This is a genomic window from Streptomyces sp. GDS52, from assembly GCF_052246875.1.
Classification (GTDB): Bacteria; Actinomycetota; Actinomycetes; order Streptomycetales; family Streptomycetaceae; genus Streptomyces; species Streptomyces cathayae.
Genome location: NZ_CM125966.1, coordinates 5,185,537 through 5,203,395 on the forward strand (window position 1 = coordinate 5,185,537; position 17,859 = coordinate 5,203,395).

Below are 17,859 nucleotides of genomic sequence, written 5' to 3' on the forward strand. Positions count from 1 at the left end.
CCTCTCCCGTACTGTCGTTCGCCCTGCCGGTGCCATTGTCCCACCGGTGGAAGACGAACACACGGGTCGGTCAGTTCGTCGTACGGACCGTGAGACTTCCGTCGCCGGTGCGGACGTCCACCCCATGGGGGCTGGTGTCGTCACGGGGCACCGACACGTGCTCGGCGCCGTCACCGGTGGTGGCCGTCACCCGGTAGGCGGCCCGGGGCAGTTCGACGGTGGTGGAACCGTCGCCGCTGCGGGACTCCACCAGGTCGGGGACGGCGCCCAGCGTCAGGTGCAGCGAGCCGTCACCGGTCCGGGCGCGCACGGTGCGCGAGTCGGCCTCGGCCCGCAGCGACCCGTCGCCGGTCCGCAGGTCCAGGGGTCCGGTGGTGTCGGTGACGTGCACGGACCCGTCCGTGGTACGGATGCTCAGCGCGTCGCGGAAACCCCGGGCCCGCACGCTGCCGTCGCCCTCCACGACCTTCACGGCGACCCCGCGGGGCACCTCGACGCGGTGCTTGGCGGAGCAGACGGCGACGATGCCGGAACACTGCGTGCGCAGGGTCAGCCGGTCACCCTCCATCGACCAGGTGACCTTCGGGTCCGAGCCGAGGGCGACGGTGCCCTGGAACCACCGGGTGACCTGGATCCTGCCGGACGGATTCCCTTCCGCGGCCACGACCTCGAGCGCGGAGTCGCGGGAGTCGACGGTGAGGGTGCTGCCCGGCAGGTCGAAGGACCGGTGCTCGGGGTCCGTGTCCTCCGCGGCCGCCGCCCCGCAGGCGCTCAGCCCCGCGACGAGCACCACGGCGGCCCCGCCGAGAGCGACCGCGCGCCCGAGCCCGCCACGGGAGGGGCCGGCGCCGGCGGTACGGGCGGTGCCGCCCGTACCGTTGGTTCCGGTGCTGCGGGGCGTGCAGGTGGTGCGGGTCATGACGGTCTCCCCCTGGGACGGACGGCGGCGCTCGATCTCCGGCGCATGTCGACCGTACGGACACGGGACCCGCCGGGGGATCCGGGCCACCACCGGATCCGCGGTGGGGTTTCCCCCACCCGGGAATCCAGGGATCACCCTGGGGAAACCCCGGTGGCAGGGTGCCGGACAGCCGTCGGGACAGGGGTGTGCCGGACCGCGCCCCGGGCCATGTAGGCTGTCGATTCGGCCTGGTCGGTGTGTCCGGGTCCCGGGTGCGTAGCTCAGGGGTAGAGCGCCTGCCTTACAAGCAGGATGTCGGCGGTTCGAAACCGTCCGCGCCCACCGTGTGACGATCAAGGGCCTCCGGAGACGTTCCGGAGGCCCTTCTCGCTGTGGACGGCGGCGCCCTCACGGGGACCGCTCCGTGCCCTTGGGCGGGTTCGCGTGGGCGTGCTTCAGCCGGGAGCGGGCGTGCACCCGGTCGGCGCCGGTGAGCTTCGCCTGGCAGCGATGAGCGCTGACGAACACCACCAGCTCGTGCTCCCGGCGCCGCAGCTTCTCCACCTCGGCCTGTTCGTCCTCGGTCCAGCCGGGCGAGGCAGGGCGCTCGACCTGGCGCCGGCCGGCGTCGTCGCTGAACCCGTCGACGGGCTCCACCGACCAGGGAAGCCGCTTCAACAGGGCCGACAGCTCGGCCTGGACCTGACGCAACTCCTCCTGCCCGGCGAGGAGATCACTCGGAAGGTCATAGGTCGCGGCCACCCCCCGATCATACGCCTGTTCGATTTCGGGGGAGCAGGTCACCCGAGGGCTCCCCGGTGGTTCACCCTCGTGGCCCACAGGGGTCCGGCGGGGTCAGACTGGGGGGCATGTGCCGGAGTATCAAGACCCTGCGTCCGCCCGCCCTGCCCGAGGAGGCCACCGAGGACGAGATCCGGGCCGCCGCCCTGCAGTACGTGCGGAAGGTGTCCGGCTTCCGGGCGCCGGCCGCCCACAACCGCGAGGTCTTCGACCGGGCCGTGGACGCGATCGCCGAGGCCACGGCCGAACTGCTGGACGGCCTGGAGGTGCGCGGCGCGGGCGCGGCGCGAGAGGCGGGGTGAGCGGGCGGTCCCGGCCCACCGCGACGCCCCGGCCGCGCCGTCGCTACGAGGCCTCCACCGGTACCGGGTGCCGGCGCACCAGGTAGGTCGCTCCCGCGCCCGCCGCGAACAGCGCGCCGACCGATACCGCGGTGGCGAGCCAGGACGCGCCCAGCCAGTGGGCGCCGAAGTAGCCGAGGGCCACGCTGTAGGCGGCCCAGGACAGGCCCGCCAGCGCCGACCAGGGCAGGAAGTCGCGGGCCCGGCGGCGGGCGGCGCCCGCCCCGAGCGAGACCAGCGAGCGGCCCGCCGGGGCGAAGCGGGCGAGGACGACCAGGCCGCCACCGCCTCGGGCCAGCGCCGAGCCGAGACGTTCCTGCGCGCCGGTCAGCCGGCGCGACCGGGCGATCGCCCGGTCCAGACGGGCGCCGCCGCGCCAGGCGAGACGCCAGGCGACCAGGTCGCCCAGGACGGAGGCGGTGGCGGCGCAGAGGGTCAGCGCCAGGATGTCGGGCACGTCGGTCGCGGTGCCCGCGGCGGCGGCGGTGGCCGCCGCGATCACCAGGACCCCGCTCGGCAGCACCGGCAGGAACACGTCGAGCAGGACCGAGAGGGCCACCACCGCATAGACCCATGGACTGCCGACCAGCGCCCCGAAACTCTCCACCCGAACTCCCCATGGCTCCCCCGCGGGCCAGACCGTGCCGCGTTGTCGCGGGGGGAGCGGCAGGGGTGGCCTTGACAGCCTACGAGCCTACGCCGGGGATGTGACGGAAAGGTCACGGGAGGTTCGTGTGCCCGGTGCCCGGAGTTCGCGTCCCGGACTGCCGGTCTGTCAGGCGGCGACCGGGGTCGGCTCCGTCGGTTGTGGTTGCGGTTGCGGCTCCGGCTGCGCGGCGCGAGCACGGGTGCGCCGGGTGGACAGCCGGTCCAGGCCGAAGGCGCCGGACGAGATGAACGCGGCGACGCGGGCGCCGAGTTCGGCGGCGCCGTGGCAGGCGAACAGCGGCCCGACCATGATCCGGAGCAGGCCGAGAACGTACGGCTGGGCGCTGTCGAGGCGTCCGGGCCTACCGAACGCAGGGGCACCCCCCGCTAATTGCTCAGCAGGACCTCCGCCACCGTCCTCAGCCGCGCCCCCGTCCGCCGTCCGCTTCCGGTCTCCGGCCTTGTCTCCCGCGGCTTCTCCGCGCGTGCCTGGTCCAGTCGCAGCACCGCCGAACGCCCCCGCAGCGTCAGCGTCATGAGCTGGTTGCCGAACCACGGCCCGCCCGTCCTGCGCCACGCGACCGGCGGCTTCCCGGCTCCCCCGTGCCGGGCGAAGGCGCGGCCCAGGGTGCGGGCGGCGGTGCTCCAGCCGAAGCGGAAACCCCACCGGATCGACAGGGGAATGGAGTTGTGCACGGGGGAGCAGGTCAGCTGGGTCACCCGGGCGTCCGGCTCCCGTCCCGGCCAGCTCGGCTCGGCCGTGTACGCGTGGTGCACGTCGCCGGAGAGCACGGACACCGTCGCCGGGGCGTCCGGCCCCGTACCGGCCTCGGCGATCAGCTCCGCCAGCTCCCCGAAGGACTCCGGGAACGCCGCCCAGTGCTCCAGGTCCGCCGCGCGCCGCAGCCGCTCCCCGAACCGCGCCCACCGGGGGCCCTTGTCGCCCCGGCACAGCAGGGAACTCCACGCCTCGACGTCGTGCACCAGGTGCGGCAGCAGCCAGGGCAGGGAGGTGCCGATGAGGAGGTGGTCGTACGCACCGCGCCCGTCCCGCATCTGGTCGCGCAGCCACGCCGCCTCGCCCGGGTCGAGCATCGAACGCTCGCCCTCCGTCAGGACGCGGGCCGCCCTGCTGTCCACCATCAGCAGCCGCACCCGGCCGAAGTCGCGCCGGTAGCTCCAGCGGGTGGAGGCCGCGTCCGCCTCGGCCTCGGCGGCGAAGGCCCGCAGCACCTCCGTACCGTCGGGGTTCTCCCGGACGGACGCGTACAGGGGGTCCGCCGCCAGCTCACGCGGGGAGAGGTTGCCCAGGTGCTGGTACACCCAGTACGACATCAGGCCGCTGCGCACCCGCTCCCCCCACCAGGAGGTGGCGCGCATGTCGGCGACCCAGGAGGCGGAGGTGTTCCAGTCGTCGACGACGTCGTGGTCGTCGAAGATCATGCAGGTGGGGACGGTGGACAGCAGCCAGCGCACCGGGGGGTCGAGCCAGGACTCGTCGTAGAGGTGGGTGTACTCCTCGTAGTCCGCCACCTCGGCGCCCGGGGGGTCCTCGAGACCGCGGCGGGCGGCGAGGTACGCGCGGGTCGCCGCGGAGGTCTCGTCGGCGTACACCTGGTCGCCCAGGAGGAGCAGTACGTCGGGCCGCTCCCCGTCCGGGTCGGCCGCGATGCGGGTGGCCAGGGCGTGCAGCGCGTCGGGGCCGACGGGGTCGTGCTCGCCGCTCGGCGGGGCCGCCCAGTGGCAGGAGCCGAAGGCGACGCGCAGGCCGGGGCCGGTGGCGGGGTCGGTGGCGGGAGCGGGGGTGGCGATGACGGAGGGCGGGAGGGACCGGAAGGGTTCCTCCTCGGGCAGCGGCCACACCCGTTTGCCGTCGAGGAACACCTTGTACGGCGTCGCCGCGCCCGGGGTCAGGCCGGTCACCTCGACCAGCGCGTAGTGGTGGCCCGCGACCTGGAAGGTGCGGGCCGTCCCGCCGGACCCGTCCGCGCAGCGCACCTCGGCGGTGCCCGGCCGGCTCGTCTCGACCCAGACGGTCGCGGACGAACCGTCGACGTACCTCAGCAGCGGCCCGAGGCGCAGTGCGGTCATGGCGTCACCTTCCTCCGTCGCCCCGTACGGTACGCAGCGACGGAGGCCGGCGGGGAGAACCCGGTACTCAGCAGCTCGCGAGGTACCCCTGGAGGGCGGACTTCTCGGTCGAGTCGACCGACAGGTTGTAGTAGTACTTCACCTGCACCCAGGCGCGCACGTAGGTGCAGCGGTAGGCGGTGCGGGACGGCATCCACTCCGCGGGGTCCTTGTCGCCCTTGGACTGGTTGACGTTGTCCGTGACCGCGAGCAGCTGCGGACGGGTCCGGTCGTTGGCGAAGGCCTGGCGCTGGGCGGTGGTCCAGTTCCGGGCGCCGGAGTCCCACGCCTCGGCGAGCGGGACGACGTGGTCGATGTCGACGTCGGAGGCGGCGGTCCAGGTGGCGCCGTCGTACGGGGAGTACCAACTGCCGCTGGTGGACGCGCAGGAGGAGTCGGTGACGACGTTCGTGCCGTCGCGCTTGAGGATCGTCTCGCGGGTGTTGCAGGTGCCGCTGACGGTGATCCAGTGGGGGAAGAGGTCGCGGTTGTAGCCGGTGCGGACCTCGGTGGCGACGGGCAGCGAGGCGAGGTAGGTACGGGCGGTGGAGGCGCTGACCGGGGTGGGGAGTGCGGCGGAGGCGCTCGTCGCGTTGAGCATTCCGGCGGAGGCGATGAGCCCGGTGAGCGCCGCGGCTATGCTCAGCCGTCGACGCGCGTAGAACTTCGTCATGTGCGAACTCCCTTGTGGGGCGGGTCCGTTGAAGTGCGAGCAAGGGAATGCTCGGCTCGCTGTCTTACGCGGAGGGGTGGGTCGGGTGAGAAGTTAATGACGCGCCCATGACATGTCCAGGGTCGGGGCGGTGCGGATGTGGTGCGGGTGTGATGTGTCCGGGCGCACAGACGGGCCGCGGCGCCTCGCGTACCATGGACGGCGCAGAGGGGGAGTAGCCCTTCGCCGGACCGTCGACATACTGCTCAGCCCGTCTGAGCCGGCGCCCGGAGGCAGGTCCCGCAGGGGCCGGCCGGCGAGACCTTCGGCAAGCAGTGCACCACCCGTGCCCTTCGGTGCGGGTACCCCGTGTGCTGCCGCGCCGAGGTGTCCGCGAACGTACAGCACTCTCGGTGGGGCAGCCCCGACCGATCGAGGAACCGTTGATCAACCTGACCGTGACGGCCGTCGTGTTCGGCGTCGTCTTCCTGGCCGAGCTGCCGGACAAGACCGCGCTCGCCGGCCTCGTCCTCGGCACCCGTTACCGGGCCTCCTACGTCTTCGCCGGTGTCGCCGCCGCCTTCGCGGTGCACGTCGCGCTCGCGGTGGCGGCGGGCAGCGTGCTCACCCTGCTGCCGCAGCAGCTCGTGAGCGCGATCACCGGTGTGCTCTTCCTGGGCGGTGCCGCGGTGCTGCTGTTCAGGAAGGACGACGGCGAGGAGGAGATCCGCAATCCGGAGAACCAGTCCTTCTGGAAGGTGTCCGGAGCGGGCTTCATGCTCATCCTGGTCGCCGAGTTCGGCGATCTCACCCAGATCATGACGGCCAACCTGGCCGCCCGGTACGACGACCCGCTCTCCGTCGGCCTGGGCGCGGTGCTCGCGCTGTGGACGGTGGCCGGGCTGGGCATCGTCGGCGGGAAGGCCCTGATGAAGCGGGTGCCGCTGAAGCTGATCACGCGGATCGCGGCGCTGCTGATGCTGGGGCTCGGGGTGTGGAGCCTGTGGGAGGCGGTCGCCGGCTGACCGGTCCGGGAGCGGCCCGGGTGCCGGGAGCCGGGCACCCGGGCCCCGCGAAGGGGTGCGGGAGCGACGGCGGGGCCAACGAACGGTGAACGGTTGGCGGAGGGACTGGCGGAATGCCGGGCGGGTTTTGTACCGTGGGTGAACAAAGTGGCTCCCGCCCGTTCTCCCTGACCGGCGGGCGGGGCCGCCTTGTCTCCTCCGGGCCCCCTCCCGGCCCGCACCCGGGTTGGGCCCCACCCCCCGCGCTTTGGAGCTGCCGATGACGGCCACCGCCGTACTCCCCGCCCGCGCCCTCCTGCTGGACATGGACGGCACCCTCGTCAACTCGGACGCCTCGGTCGAGCGCGTCTGGCGGCGCTGGGCCGAGCGGCACGGGCTCGACGGGGACGAGGTCATGAAGGTCGTGCACGGGCGGCAGGGCTACGCCTCGATGGCGCTGCTGCTGCCGAACAGGCCGATGGCGCAGAACCACGCAGAGAACGCGCGCATGCTCGCCGAGGAGACCTCGGACACCGAGGGCGTCGTCGCGATACCGGGCGCCCGTGACTTCCTCGCCTCGCTCGACGGCCTGCCGCACGCGCTGGTGACCTCGGCCGACGTCGGCCTCTCCACGGCCCGGATGGCCGCCGCCGGGCTGGCACTGCCCGAGGTGCGGGTGACCGCCGAGTCCGTCGGCGCGAGCAAGCCCGACCCCGAGGGCTTCCTCAAGGGCGCGGCGGAACTGGGCGTCGACCCCGCCGACTGCGTGGTCTTCGAGGACTCGGGGGCGGGTGTCGCCGCGGGGCGCGCGGCCGGGATGCGGGTCGTCGGGATCGGCCCCCGCGCCGGATTCCACGACCCGGACGTGGCGGTACGGGACCTGACCCGGGTGCGGGTCGAGCGCGAGGCGGACGGGACGATGCTGCTGCACGTCACCGGGGCCTGAGGTGGAGGCGGGGGGAGGCGGAGCCGGAGGCGCGGGCGCGTGACGTTCGCGCCCGGCCCGCCGGTCTACGGCTCCCGGGCCTCCGACTCCAGCCGGCTCCGGGTCTCCGGTCCGTACACGCCCAGTTCGTCGCCCCTGATGCCCCGGGACCACTGATAGGTGCGCAGGGCGTCCTCCACCCGGCGGTTGAACCGGCCGTGCACCTCGCTGTTGTACAGGCGCAACTGGCGCAGGCGCTGCTGGAGTTCGACCACCTCCGGCCCGCGGTCGCCGCGGCGCAGCACGGCACCGGGGACTTCGGGCTCCGCCTCGTCCGTCGCCTCCTCGAGGGTGTCGGCCGGGGCGGTGGTCGGCGCGGCCGACGACGGCTCCGCCGTGTCCGACGGGGTCGCCGAAGCGCCGGCCTCCGACGCCGAGTCCGACGGCGACGCCGACGCCGACGAGCTCGCGCTCTCGGACGGCGAGGCCGAGGCCGAGGCCAGGAGTGACGGTGAGGCCGCCGGGTCCGTGCCCTCGGACGGTGCGGCCGAGGCCGAGGGCGAGGCCGACGGGGCGTCCGGCACGCTCACCCGCACGTCGTCCGGCAGCGCGCCGTCCCGGGACGGCGCCTCGTACGCGAACAGCCCGCTCGCCCACCCGGCGGCCCCCGCCACCGCCACGACGGCCCCGGCGGCGAGCAGTGCGGTGCGGCGACGGCGGCCCCGGGGAGCGGGTCCCCCGGCGTCCGGGCCCGGGCCTGTGGCCGGTCCCGCGGCGGCGGGCACCCTCCGGATCGGGCGGGTGGCCTCGAACAGGTGGAGGTCGGTGGCGCTCGGCTCGGTCGTGGGCGGCGCGAGCGGCGCGGCGAGCGGTGTGGCACCGGGGGCGGGCGCGGGCGTGGCGGAGGGGGACGCGGAGGCCGCGTCCGGCGGGAGGGCGCGCAGTTGCATGGTCGCGTCGGCGGCCGGCGGCGCGACCGGTCGGTCCTCGGCCGGGGCGGGGCGCGCGGCCCCTTGCCCGGCTTCCGGCTCGGGGGTGTGCCCGGGTTCGGGGCGGTGCTCGGGTACGGCGTCGGGTTCGGGTGCGGCGTCGTGCCCCGGTGCGGCGTGCGGCGCGGTCGCCGGTGTTTCCTCGTCGAACTCCACGTATGGGCGTATGCGGAGCGGATGGAAGTCCTCCACCGCTGCCGCCTGAGCCGTACGGGCGTCCCGGAGGGCGTCGGACGCGCGCGGACCGCAGGCGCAGGACGGAGTGTTGTCCCTGTTCCTGGGCGCACCGCACTGCGGGCACGGGGTTCCCGTCGGATGATCCACGCGTAGGCCCTCCCCTCGTGATCTCCAGAGATTATGCAGATCTCCTCCACACCCCGATGCACAAGCCCCCGGAATGCGGCCTTCCGGAGGTCTCGGCAGGCGGCTCGACGGGCTGTTCGACAGGAGAAAAACGGTCATACCGATCACGATGGACCCGGAAACCAGAACCTGTGGAGGTCGCCATGGCCGGGGACGCGCACGGCAGGACGGAGCGGGCGGGCAGCACGAGGCCCTCACCCGGTGCCGGTTCCGGACCGCCGCCCGCCGCCGCAGGGCCGCCCGCCGCCGCGGGCCCCCCGGAGCAGGCGCCCAAGAACCTCGTCGTCTCGATCAGCGCCCTGCTGCTCGGTCTGCTCCTCGCCGCCCTCGACCAGACCATCGTGGCCACCGCGCTGCCCACCATCGTCAGCGAACTGGGCGGTCTGGAGCACCTGTCCTGGGTGGTCACCGCGTATCTGCTGGCCTCGACCGCGGCCACCCCGCTGTGGGGCAAGCTCGGCGACCAGTACGGCCGCAAGCGGCTGTTCCAACTCGCCATCCTCATCTTCCTGCTGGGCTCCGCGCTGTGCGGCGCGGCGCAGGACATGTCCCAGCTGATCGCCTTCCGCGCGCTCCAGGGGCTGGGCGGCGGCGGACTGGTCGTGCTGTCCATGGCGATCGTCGGCGACCTCGTCCCGCCCCGTGAACGCGGCAAGTACCAGGGCATGTTCGGCGCGGTCTTCGGCACGACGAGCGTCCTCGGGCCGCTTCTCGGCGGACTGTTCACCGAACATCTCAGCTGGCGCTGGGTGTTCTACGTCAACCTGCCCCTCGGAGTCGTCGCGCTCGCCGTGATCGCGACGGTGCTGCACATCCCGCGCAGATCCACCCGGCACGTCATCGACTACCTCGGCACCTTCCTCATCGCCTCCGTCGCGACCTGCCTCGTCCTGGTCGCCTCCCTCGGCGGCACCACCTGGGGCTGGGACTCGCCGCAGACCGTCGGCCTCGCGGTGCTGGGCGTCGTCCTCGCCGTCGTCTTCGTCGCGGTGGAACGGCGGGCGGCCGAACCCGTACTGCCGCTGAAACTGTTCCGGATCCGCACCTTCACGCTCTCCGTCGTGATCAGCTTCATCATCGGCTTCGCCATGTTCGGCGCGCTGACCTATCTGCCGGCGTTCCTCCAGATGGTCCACGGGGTGAGCCCGACCATGTCCGGCGTGTACATGCTGCCGATGGTGTTCGGCACGCTGTCGGCCTCGACCGTCTCCGGACAGATCGTCAGCCGCACCGGCCGCTGGAAGGTGTTCCCCATCGCGGGCACCGCCGTCACCACCGTCGGCCTGCTGCTGCTCCACCAGCTCGACGAGCACAGCTCCACCGCCGTGATGAGCACCTTCTTCCTCGTCTTCGGCCTCGGCCTCGGGCTGGTCATGCAGGTCCTGGTGCTGATCGTGCAGAACGCCGTCTCCTACCAGGACCTGGGCGTCGCCACCTCCGGCTCGACCTTCTTCCGCTCCATCGGCGCCTCCTTCGGCGTCGCCGTCTACGGCACGATCTTCGCGAGCGGCCTCGAGGACCGGCTCACCGACGCCTTCCGCGGCGAGCGGCTCCCGCCCGGCGTCTCCGTCGACGCGCTGCAGGCCGACCCGCGCGGCATGGCGGACCTGCCGACCGCCCTGCGCCCCGAGGCCGTCCACGCGTACGCCGCCGCCATCACGGACGTCTTCCTGTACGCCGTTCCCCTCGCCCTCCTCGGCTTCGCACTCGCCTGGCTGTTCAAGGAGGACAAGCTGCGTACCTCGGCCCCCGCGCCCGACGGCACCGGGGCGCCGGCCGGCCGGTCGGCGGAGCGGCCGGCCCCCGACGAGGCGGGCCGCGCGCTGTCCCTGCTCGGCACCCACGAGGGACGGCGCGAGATCTACCGGACGACCACCGTCCGCGCGGGCTGCGACCTGCTGCCCGCGACGAGCTGGCTGCTGCTGGGGATCAAGGAGGGCGGCCCGGTGGAAGCCGCTCTGCTCGCCGAACGCAGCACCCTCCCGCCCGCCGTCGTCCTGGAGGCCGCCCGCCAGGCCGAGGCGCGACACCTCGTCGCACGCGAGGGCCCCGACCTCGTCCTGACCGACGACGGGTGCGCGGTCGTGGAGCGGCTGGCGCGGGCGCAGGAGGAGTTCCTGGCCGAACTGCTCGGCGACCGGTGGGGGCCGGACCGGCCGACCGACCTGGTGCGGCTGGCGCACGAGCTGACGGAGGAACTGGGCGGCTCGAGAGCCGGAAACCCGCACGACGACAGCCCGGAAGGCCCGCACGGCGAGCGGCCGGAGGCACCCGTCGGTTGAGCCGGGTGGTCCGGACGGGGGCAGACGGACGGTCTGGGCGGGTGCAGGCGAGGGCAGGCGGACGGTTCGGGCGGGTGGCTCAAGCGAGGTGCTTGGCGAACCAGCGCTCGGCGTACGGCCCCGCGTTGTGCGGCTCGGTCTCGGTGAAACCGAGCCGGGCGTACAGGGCCCGGGCCTCCACGAGGTCCGAGCGCGTGTCGAGGATCAGCCGGGTGGCTCCCGACGCGCGGGCCGCTTCCTCGGCGGCGCCCACCAGCAGCGCCGCACCGCCCCTGCCGCGCATCGCCTCGTGGACGAAGACCCGGGTGAGTTCGGCGGTCGCGGCGTCCAGCAGCCGGACCCCCGCGCTGCCCGCCGGCTCGCCCGCGTACCGCGCGACCAGCAGGCGCCCCCGCGGCGGCACGAGGTCGGCGCCCGACTGGGCGGCGACCTCGCGCTCCAGCTCCGCCGGGTCGGTCCGGCGCCCCTCGTGCAGCAGGTACCAGCGGTCGCTGACCTCGGTGTAGTACGCCCGCCAGAGCGCGGCGGCGACGGGGGAGCCGGGGTGTTCGGGGCGGATGGTCCACGTCATGACCGCATTCTGCGTCCCTCCGCGGCCGGACGCACAACTCCTGTTTACGGTCCGGTCTTTCGGCTACCCGTTCGGCGAACCGGCGCGCGAGGAGTGCCGGTTGGCCGACACACCGGAAGGCATCCATGTCCACTGGCCTGATCATCGCTTTGATCGTGATCGTGGCGGTCGTTGTCGTCGCGGCGGCCGTACTGTACCTGCGCGCCCGCGGTCCGCACCGCGGCGCGCACCTGAAGCGGCGCTTCGGACCCGAGTACGACCGGGCCGTCGCCCGGCACGACGGTGACGCCGAGGCCGCCGAACGTGAACTGGCCCAGCGCGTACAGCTCCACGGCGACCTGCGGACCCGACCGCTGGAGCACGCCGAACGGGAGAGGTACGAGGCGGGCTGGACGGCCGCGCAGGAGCGGTTCGTCGACTCGCCGAGGGACGCGGTCGCCGAGGCGGACCGGCTGCTCGCCGAGCTCGCCGCCGCCCGGGGCTTCCCCGGCGGCGGGCAGTACGAGGAGCAGCTCGCCGCGCTGTCCGTGCACCACGCCCGGCACGTCGACGGCTACCGGCGGGTGCACCGGGTGGCGCGGATCCGCGTCGACGGCACGCACGGAGGCGGCGCGGGCACCGAGGAGATGCGCGAGGCGATGGTCGAGGCGCGCGCCCTCTTCGACGACCTGGTGCGCCCGTCCCGCCACGACGGCGGAGACCACCGCACCGGCCCGCACGGCACCCGTGAGGAGACGGCCGCACACGGCCGCTCCCCCCACATGCCGTCTTTGCTCCACCGGCGACAGGCGAAGGAGAGCTGAGCGAGTTGACCGACGCGACCCGGCGCCCCGGCGACACACCGACGGGCGAGGCTCCCCCCACCACGACCATCCACCCGACCAGCCGAACGACCGCTCCCGGGACCCACGACGGCCTCCCCGAGGACGTGCACGGTGACCCCCGCCATGACGTTGACGAGGAGCGCGCCCGCCACGGCGGTGACCGCGGCCCCGAGAAGGCGGACGGCGTCCGTCTGCTCCCGGACGACCACCGGCACACGCTCTCCGAGCAGTTGCAGCACGCCGTGGCCGGGTTCGTGGACGCCCCGCGGGACTCCGTGGAGCAGGCCGATCACGTACTGGAGGAACTCGCCGCCCGCCTCACCGACGCAGTGACCGAGCGGCGCCGCACCCTGCGCCGGTCCTGGCGGACCGCGGACGGGGGTGAGGGCCCGGACACCGCCGTGACCGGTACCGGCACCACGACCGGCACCGGCACCGCGGCCGACACCGAGCAGTTGCGTCTGGCCCTGCGGGACTACCGCGGGCTGGCGGAACGGCTGCTGCGTACCTGACCGGACCTGACCGGACCGGATCCGGGCAACCGGCGGGCTGTCAGGCGGGCGGGCCCTGCTGCCCGTCCCCCGCCGCCCCCGCCCGGCGCTCCCGCCACTGCCGTACGACGTCCTCGACGTCGTACGGCTTCTTGCCCAGCGGGGGGCCGGGCGGGGGCTTGAACATCATGTCGCGGATCTTGGCGTTGACGTCCGTGATGATCTTCCGGACGATCCGTTCGGAAGGGGCCGCGTAGGCCGCCGCCAGGGCGTCCTCGGCCTCCTTGCGCAGGGCCAGCGTCGGCGGCAGCACGGAGTGGCCCTCGCGGGCCAGCTTCCGCCTGACCCACCACAACTCGTCGTACGGGGACTCCATGTCGGCGGGCAGCGGCTTGCCCGCCCCCGGCAGCCGTTCGAACTCGCCGCGCGCCTCGGCGTCACGGATCTGCTTGTCCACCCAGGACTCGAAGTCGACGCCCGGCGGCTTTCGCTCGGTCATACGGCCATTGTGCCCACCGGGCAGACGCGGTGGAACCGGGCGTTTTATCATTCGGCGGCAGCGGGCGAGTCGTACCGGTCGCCGCGCCAGGCCGTCGTGGCCACCGCAGGGGCGGTCCCCCGGCCCGCCAGAACGTCTCAGGAGGAGCGCACGTGCTCGAACTCACCATGGCCGCCGTGTCCGCGGAGGAATCGGGGGCCACGGCCGGCATGCTCATGGCCGAAGCGCCGAGCGAGCCGGGCGCCGTGCTGCGGGTGGGGCGGGACAGGTCGGTGTGCCGGCTCTCCACCCCGGACGACTGGCTGTTCGTGTCCCGGGTCCATCTGGAGTTCCAGTGCGCCCAGGACGGCACCTGGTATCTGAGCTGGCTGCGCGGCTCGCTGCCCGAGCCGTCCTCCGAGGTCCGGCTGACCGTCGGCGAACAGGTCCACCCGGTCGCCTACGGTGGCAGCGTCGCGCTGCCCCGGGGCGGCAACGGCGAGGTCGTCATCCTGGACCGCGCCGCCCCGCGCAGCGTCAACGTGGGCTTCTACCACGAGGTGTGAGGCCGGCGGGCACCGCGAGGGCCCACCGGCTCACTCCAGCACCCGCGCCAGCGCGAAGCCGTCGTAGCCCTTGCCGCCGACCGTCTGGACCGCCGTACCGGTCAGCCGCGGGTGGTCGGCGATCAGGTCGAGGGCGGCGCGGGTGCCCAGCACGTCCGGCGCGGTGCTGTCCGCGTCGATCACCCGGCCGCCCCGGACGACGTTGTCGAGGACGATCAGGCTGCCCGTACGGGTGAGCCTCAGGGCCCACTCCAGGTAGTGCGGGTTGTTGACCTTGTCGGCGTCGATGAAGACCAGGTCGAACGGGGGAGGGTTCTCGTCGGCCAGCCGGGGCAGCGACTCCAGTGCCGGGCCCACCCGCACCTCGACGAGCCGGTCCAGGCCCGCGCGGCCGATGTTGCGGGTGGCGACCTCGGCGTGGCGCGGCTCGTACTCCAGCGTGATCAGCCGCCCGTCGGCCGGGAGGGCGCGGGCCAGCCAGATGGTGCTGTAGCCGCCGAGGGTGCCGATCTCCAGGATGTACCGGGCATCCTGCGTCCGGGCGAGGAGCTGGAGCAGCTTGCCCTGGTTGGGGGCGACGGCGATGGGCGGGAGCCCTGCGGCCTCGCTGTCCCGCAGGGCGGCCGCCAGAGCCTCGTCGTCGGGTGCGAGACGGGCGGCGAAGTAGTCGTCCACCGCGTGCCAGAGCTGCGATTCGCCCATTCCCCTGTACCTCTCCTCTTTCTCTGGTTTCTCTGGTTTCTCCGGCTTATCTGGCTTATCTGGTTTCTCCGTCCGGCCGGTGAGGCCGACGCCACCGACCCTCCCATGTGACCCCTCTCGCGTCCCTGCGGGCAACCCGGCCCCCGGCCGTCCATCGCCTTCCGGACCGAAGCCTGACCGAAGGCAGGACCAAAGCAGGACGGACATCAGGTGAAGCGGGGGTTGCCTGCGTCTCCTTCCGGGGGCGGCGCGAGCCTCATAAGGTTTGCGGAGGTACCCCCACGCGCGGGACGTGCGGGACCAATGGGGCGGGAGGCCGACGAGGCGTGGCGAACGCGGAACACAGGGGGCGACCGGCGGAGACGTTCGGAGCCACGACCGTCGACGGTGCCCGGACACGTCTGCACACGGTGCGCCTCGGACTGTGGCTGCTCGCCGCCGTCCTGGCCGTACGACAGGTCACCGCCGTCCTGACCACCCCGCGCGGGGAGCGGCTCACGGACCTCGAGACCTGGTTCGGGCACGACGGGGTGCTGCGGGTCAGCGGCTCGCTCTACGAGTCGACCCGCTTCACCGGCACCCCCTTCGGCGGGCTCGTCCTCAAACCGCTCAGCAGATCCGCCGAGCAGGCCCTGGGCTGGGGCTGGACCTTCGGCACACTGCTGCTGGTCGTCGCCCTCGGTCTGGTCGCCGTCCGTGCCCTGCCCCACCCGGTCGGCCGGCGCACGGCCCTGCTGGCCGCACCGGTCGCGGTCAGCCTGCTCATGCTGTCGCTGCCCGTGCGCAACACGCTGTGGCTCGGCCAGACCAGCGTCATCCCCGTCCTGCTCGTCCTGCTCGGCTGCTTCGTCGCCCACGGACAGCGGACCGGCGGGGCGCTGATCGGTGTCGCCGCCGCCCTCCAGCCCACCCTGCTGCTCTTCGCCCCGCTGCTGTGGTTCACCGGCCGCCGCCGGGCCGCCGCGGCCTCCGGCGTCGCCTTCGCCGCGGGCACCGCGCTCGCCTGGGCCGCGATGCCGCAGGACGCGTACACCTACTGGGTGCACCACATGGCGGGGGTGGGCCTCGGCGGCCGGGCCGACGACCTCGCCAACCAGTCCCTGCACGGCGCCCTGCTCCGCCTCGGCCTCGAAGGCCCCCTCGAGATCGGGCTCTTCCTGCTGCTCGGCGCGGCCGTCGCGGCGCTCGGCCTGCGCCGCGCCGTCCGCTACGCCCACGACGGCCAGTTGCTGCTCGCGGTCGCGATCACCGGCTGCGCCGCCATCGCCGTCGCCCCGACCGCGTGGCAGCACCAGCTGCTGTGGGTGCTGCTCGCCCTCGTCGGCACCGTCGGCAGACGCGCCGGCGACCGGCTGCTGTGGCCGGTGGCCGTCGTCCTGGTGATGACGCTGCCCGCCCAGATGATCCTGCCGAACCTGGCGGTCCTCCACCCCGTCCGCGACAACGCGGTGCTGCTCACCGCGCTCGCCGCCGCCACGGTGATCCCGTTCCTGTCGCGCACCTCGCCGTACTACGACTCACCCGTCCCGACCCGGTACGCCCCGCCCGTGCCGGCCCGCTTCCGCTACGTCCCGCTGCTGCCGTTCCTGCGCCGGGTCCTGAGCCGCCCCAACCTGCTGCTGGAACTGCTGCTGATCCGGGTCACCTACGCCGCCTACTCCAAGGTGCGGCTCGCGGCGACCGGCGGCAGGGAGCGCGCGGAGGAGCACGCCCAGCAGATCCTCGACCTGGAGCGCGTGCTCCACCTGGACATCGAGCACGCGGTCAACCACGCCGTCGTGGAGATCGGCTGGCTGCGGCACTTCTTCGACTTCTACTACACGTCGTTCCACTTCCTCGTCCCGCTCACGGTCCTCGGCCTGCTGTACTGGCGCCGCCCGGTCGACTACCGCTGGGCCCGCGCGAGCCTGGGCTTCGCCACCCTGCTGGCCCTGCTCGGTTTCTGGCTCTACCCGCTGGCCCCGCCGCGCCTGATGCCGAACCTCGGGATCATCGACACCGTGCACGGCGTCCAGGACTTCTCCCAGCCGGACTACGGCACCCTCACCGCCCTCACCAACCAGTACGCGGCGATGCCGTCCCTGCACTTCGGCTGGTCCCTGTGGTGCGGCGTGGTCATCGCGCTCATCGCCCCGAAGCCGTGGATGAAGGCACTCGGCCTGCTGCACCCCCTGTTCACGGCCGCCGCGATCGTCGCCACCGGTAACCACTGGATCCTGGACGCGGCCGGCGGCGCGCTCGTCGTCGCCGCCGGCTTCGGCCTGACCCACCTCTTCCAGGGCCCCCGCGCCCGCACGACCACGCCCCCGGCACCCGGGCCCGAGGACGCCCCGGCGGTACCGCACCAGGCGGCGAGCCCGGAGCGGTCGGAAAGCCCGGAGCGACCGGAGAAGGAACGCGCCTGACCGGGCCGACGGCCGGGCCGCCCTCCACCATCTCGTCCTCGGCACGCCGACTCTCCCGGCGCTGTCAGGTATCGGCGTGAACACGGCGAAGGCGGCGGCCCCGGGGATCGGGGGGCCGCCGCCTTCGGTATGCGGGGGTGGTGCGGGTGGTGCAGGGGGGGGCTGGTGCCGGGTGGGTCAGTACCAGTTGTTGGACTGCCAGAAGTCCCAGGCGGCGCAGGGGCTGCCGTAGCGCTCGTTCATGTAGCTGAGGCCCCACTGGATCTGGGTGGCGGGGTTGGTCTTCCAGTCGGAGCCGGCCGAGGCCATCTTGGTGGCGGGCAGGGCCTGGACCAGGCCGTAGGCGCCGCTGGAGGCGTTGGTGGCGGTGTGGTTCCAGCCGCTCTCGCGCTGGACGATGTTCGAGAAGCACTGGTACTGCGCGGGGTCGCCGACGATCTGCTGCGCGGTCGCCTGGGCCGAGCCCGTGGCCGTGGGGGCCGCCTGCGCGGGGGTGGCGGCGATCAGCGTGCCGCAGGCCGCGGCGGCGAGAGCGGCACCGGCGAGGGCCTTCTTCGGAGTGGCGACGGCGCGGAGGATGGAAGCGGCGGACACGTGGGGCCTTTCTTCGGGTGCAGGGCGGTCGCCGTGGGCCCGGTCCCGGACCACAGGGGGTGCGGGGTGAGGCATGCGTCGGCGCCGCGGCCCGTGGGGGCACGTCGGCGCCTGGCGACTGCTCCACAGAAACAGCCCGAGGGTTCGTTACGCAATGCCCGTGTTTACTAGCCTTGGTCGCATTTCGCGTGC

Annotated in this window: 19 protein-coding genes and 1 tRNA gene; 9 read left to right on the forward strand and 11 right to left on the reverse strand. The window is 73.7% G+C overall.

All coding sequences use genetic code 11. The annotated features are described in order from the left end of the window. Nucleotides 1–70 precede the first annotated feature (70 nt). Nucleotides 71–919, reverse strand: a complete 849-nt coding sequence (locus ACTWJ9_RS23605; RefSeq protein WP_387037763.1) for a DUF4097 family beta strand repeat-containing protein — start codon at nucleotides 917–919, stop codon at nucleotides 71–73. 252 nt (nucleotides 920–1,171) lie between these two features. Here ACTWJ9_RS23605 and ACTWJ9_RS23610 point away from each other — a divergent pair. Then, a tRNA-Val gene (locus ACTWJ9_RS23610) sits at nucleotides 1,172–1,243 on the forward strand. 66 nt (nucleotides 1,244–1,309) lie between these two features. On the opposite strand, the gene ACTWJ9_RS23615 is transcribed toward ACTWJ9_RS23610, so the two are convergent. Then, nucleotides 1,310–1,663, reverse strand: coding sequence for a hypothetical protein (locus ACTWJ9_RS23615; protein WP_443294741.1), 354 nt, complete (start codon nucleotides 1,661–1,663; stop codon nucleotides 1,310–1,312). Nucleotides 1,664–1,770: 107 nt separating this feature from the next. Between ACTWJ9_RS23615 and ACTWJ9_RS23620 the strand changes: the two genes are divergently transcribed. After that, nucleotides 1,771–2,004, forward strand: a complete 234-nt coding sequence (locus ACTWJ9_RS23620) for a DUF2277 domain-containing protein (RefSeq protein ID WP_279336262.1) — start codon at nucleotides 1,771–1,773, stop codon at nucleotides 2,002–2,004. A 43-nt stretch (nucleotides 2,005–2,047) separates the two neighbouring features. Here ACTWJ9_RS23620 and ACTWJ9_RS23625 read toward each other — a convergent pair whose 3' ends face one another. The 4 genes from ACTWJ9_RS23625 to ACTWJ9_RS23640 form a co-directional block, all read right to left on the reverse strand. Then, nucleotides 2,048–2,650, reverse strand: coding sequence for a DedA family protein (locus ACTWJ9_RS23625; protein ID WP_443294742.1), 603 nt, complete (start codon nucleotides 2,648–2,650; stop codon nucleotides 2,048–2,050). 168 nt (nucleotides 2,651–2,818) lie between these two features. Beyond that, nucleotides 2,819–3,001 carry a hypothetical protein gene (locus ACTWJ9_RS23630; protein WP_279336264.1) on the reverse strand — a complete coding sequence of 61 codons (183 nt, stop codon included), beginning with the start codon at nucleotides 2,999–3,001 and terminating at the stop codon, nucleotides 2,819–2,821. A 77-nt stretch (nucleotides 3,002–3,078) separates the two neighbouring features. After that, entirely contained in the window at nucleotides 3,079–4,782 is a 1,704-nt protein-coding gene (locus ACTWJ9_RS23635) for an alkaline phosphatase D family protein (protein WP_443294743.1), read from the reverse strand. A gap of 67 nt (nucleotides 4,783–4,849) precedes the next feature. Beyond that, the gene (locus ACTWJ9_RS23640) at nucleotides 4,850–5,494 is read right to left on the reverse strand and encodes an HNH endonuclease family protein (RefSeq protein ID WP_279336266.1); all 645 of its coding nucleotides are present in this window, start codon (nucleotides 5,492–5,494) and stop codon (nucleotides 4,850–4,852) included. A gap of 422 nt (nucleotides 5,495–5,916) precedes the next feature. Between ACTWJ9_RS23640 and ACTWJ9_RS23645 the strand changes: the two genes are divergently transcribed. Then, nucleotides 5,917–6,498, forward strand: a complete 582-nt coding sequence (locus ACTWJ9_RS23645; protein WP_279338072.1) for a TMEM165/GDT1 family protein — start codon at nucleotides 5,917–5,919, stop codon at nucleotides 6,496–6,498. Nucleotides 6,499–6,757: 259 nt separating this feature from the next. Further along, nucleotides 6,758–7,423, forward strand: a complete 666-nt coding sequence (locus tag ACTWJ9_RS23650; protein ID WP_279336267.1) for an HAD-IA family hydrolase — start codon at nucleotides 6,758–6,760, stop codon at nucleotides 7,421–7,423. 65 nt (nucleotides 7,424–7,488) lie between these two features. On the opposite strand, the gene ACTWJ9_RS23655 is transcribed toward ACTWJ9_RS23650, so the two are convergent. Next, entirely contained in the window at nucleotides 7,489–8,547 is a 1,059-nt protein-coding gene (locus ACTWJ9_RS23655) for a peptidoglycan-binding protein (RefSeq protein WP_443294744.1), read from the reverse strand. Nucleotides 8,548–8,897: 350 nt separating this feature from the next. Between ACTWJ9_RS23655 and ACTWJ9_RS23660 the strand changes: the two genes are divergently transcribed. Next, nucleotides 8,898–11,036 carry an MDR family MFS transporter gene (locus ACTWJ9_RS23660; protein WP_387037751.1) on the forward strand — a complete coding sequence of 713 codons (2,139 nt, stop codon included), beginning with the start codon at nucleotides 8,898–8,900 and terminating at the stop codon, nucleotides 11,034–11,036. Between the two features lie 79 nt (nucleotides 11,037–11,115). Here the strand turns inward: ACTWJ9_RS23660 and ACTWJ9_RS23665 are convergent, their stop codons facing one another. Beyond that, a complete protein-coding gene (locus ACTWJ9_RS23665) occupies nucleotides 11,116–11,607 on the reverse strand; it encodes a GNAT family N-acetyltransferase (protein ID WP_279336270.1) in 492 nt (163 codons plus the stop codon). A gap of 125 nt (nucleotides 11,608–11,732) precedes the next feature. Between ACTWJ9_RS23665 and ACTWJ9_RS23670 the strand changes: the two genes are divergently transcribed. Then, nucleotides 11,733–12,410: a hypothetical protein gene (locus ACTWJ9_RS23670; RefSeq protein ID WP_387037748.1), complete on the forward strand. Its 678-nt coding sequence runs from the start codon at nucleotides 11,733–11,735 to the stop codon at nucleotides 12,408–12,410. Nucleotides 12,411–12,415: 5 nt separating this feature from the next. Next, nucleotides 12,416–12,943 (forward strand): hypothetical protein, encoded by a 528-nt coding sequence (locus ACTWJ9_RS23675; protein ID WP_387037746.1) that lies wholly within the window; start codon nucleotides 12,416–12,418, stop codon nucleotides 12,941–12,943. Nucleotides 12,944–12,983: 40 nt separating this feature from the next. Here ACTWJ9_RS23675 and ACTWJ9_RS23680 read toward each other — a convergent pair whose 3' ends face one another. Further along, nucleotides 12,984–13,421 carry a J-domain-containing protein gene (locus tag ACTWJ9_RS23680; RefSeq protein ID WP_279336272.1) on the reverse strand — a complete coding sequence of 146 codons (438 nt, stop codon included), beginning with the start codon at nucleotides 13,419–13,421 and terminating at the stop codon, nucleotides 12,984–12,986. Between the two features lie 152 nt (nucleotides 13,422–13,573). Between ACTWJ9_RS23680 and ACTWJ9_RS23685 the strand changes: the two genes are divergently transcribed. After that, nucleotides 13,574–13,966, forward strand: a complete 393-nt coding sequence (locus ACTWJ9_RS23685) for a hypothetical protein (RefSeq protein ID WP_279336273.1) — start codon at nucleotides 13,574–13,576, stop codon at nucleotides 13,964–13,966. A 30-nt stretch (nucleotides 13,967–13,996) separates the two neighbouring features. On the opposite strand, the gene ACTWJ9_RS23690 is transcribed toward ACTWJ9_RS23685, so the two are convergent. After that, complete coding sequence (locus ACTWJ9_RS23690) at nucleotides 13,997–14,668, reverse strand: O-methyltransferase (RefSeq protein WP_443294746.1); 672 nt, start codon at nucleotides 14,666–14,668, stop codon at nucleotides 13,997–13,999. Nucleotides 14,669–14,994: 326 nt separating this feature from the next. On the opposite strand from ACTWJ9_RS23690, the gene ACTWJ9_RS23695 reads away from it, so the two are divergent. Next, on the forward strand, nucleotides 14,995–17,073 hold the full coding sequence (locus ACTWJ9_RS23695; RefSeq protein WP_443294747.1) for a bifunctional glycosyltransferase 87/phosphatase PAP2 family protein: 2,079 nt from the start codon (nucleotides 14,995–14,997) through the stop codon (nucleotides 17,071–17,073). A gap of 177 nt (nucleotides 17,074–17,250) precedes the next feature. On the opposite strand, the gene ACTWJ9_RS23700 is transcribed toward ACTWJ9_RS23695, so the two are convergent. Beyond that, on the reverse strand, nucleotides 17,251–17,667 hold the full coding sequence (locus ACTWJ9_RS23700) for a transglycosylase SLT domain-containing protein (protein ID WP_279336276.1): 417 nt from the start codon (nucleotides 17,665–17,667) through the stop codon (nucleotides 17,251–17,253). Between the last annotated feature and the right edge of the window lie 192 nt (nucleotides 17,668–17,859).

Coding starts and splice junctions, on each gene's coding strand:
- ACTWJ9_RS23670 (WP_387037748.1), top strand. CDS start 11,733: ATGTCCACTGGCCTGATCATCGCTTTGATCGTGATCGTGGCGGTCGTT.
- ACTWJ9_RS23680 (WP_279336272.1), bottom strand. CDS start 13,421: ATGACCGAGCGAAAGCCGCCGGGCGTCGACTTCGAGTCCTGGGTGGAC.
- ACTWJ9_RS23665 (WP_279336270.1), bottom strand. CDS start 11,607: ATGACGTGGACCATCCGCCCCGAACACCCCGGCTCCCCCGTCGCCGCC.
- ACTWJ9_RS23605 (WP_387037763.1), bottom strand. CDS start 919: ATGACCCGCACCACCTGCACGCCCCGCAGCACCGGAACCAACGGTACG.
- ACTWJ9_RS23630 (WP_279336264.1), bottom strand. CDS start 3,001: ATGGTCGGGCCGCTGTTCGCCTGCCACGGCGCCGCCGAACTCGGCGCC.
- ACTWJ9_RS23690 (WP_443294746.1), bottom strand. CDS start 14,668: ATGGGCGAATCGCAGCTCTGGCACGCGGTGGACGACTACTTCGCCGCC.
- ACTWJ9_RS23640 (WP_279336266.1), bottom strand. CDS start 5,494: ATGACGAAGTTCTACGCGCGTCGACGGCTGAGCATAGCCGCGGCGCTC.
- ACTWJ9_RS23620 (WP_279336262.1), top strand. CDS start 1,771: ATGTGCCGGAGTATCAAGACCCTGCGTCCGCCCGCCCTGCCCGAGGAG.
- ACTWJ9_RS23635 (WP_443294743.1), bottom strand. CDS start 4,782: ATGACCGCACTGCGCCTCGGGCCGCTGCTGAGGTACGTCGACGGTTCG.
- ACTWJ9_RS23650 (WP_279336267.1), top strand. CDS start 6,758: ATGACGGCCACCGCCGTACTCCCCGCCCGCGCCCTCCTGCTGGACATG.
- ACTWJ9_RS23660 (WP_387037751.1), top strand. CDS start 8,898: ATGGCCGGGGACGCGCACGGCAGGACGGAGCGGGCGGGCAGCACGAGG.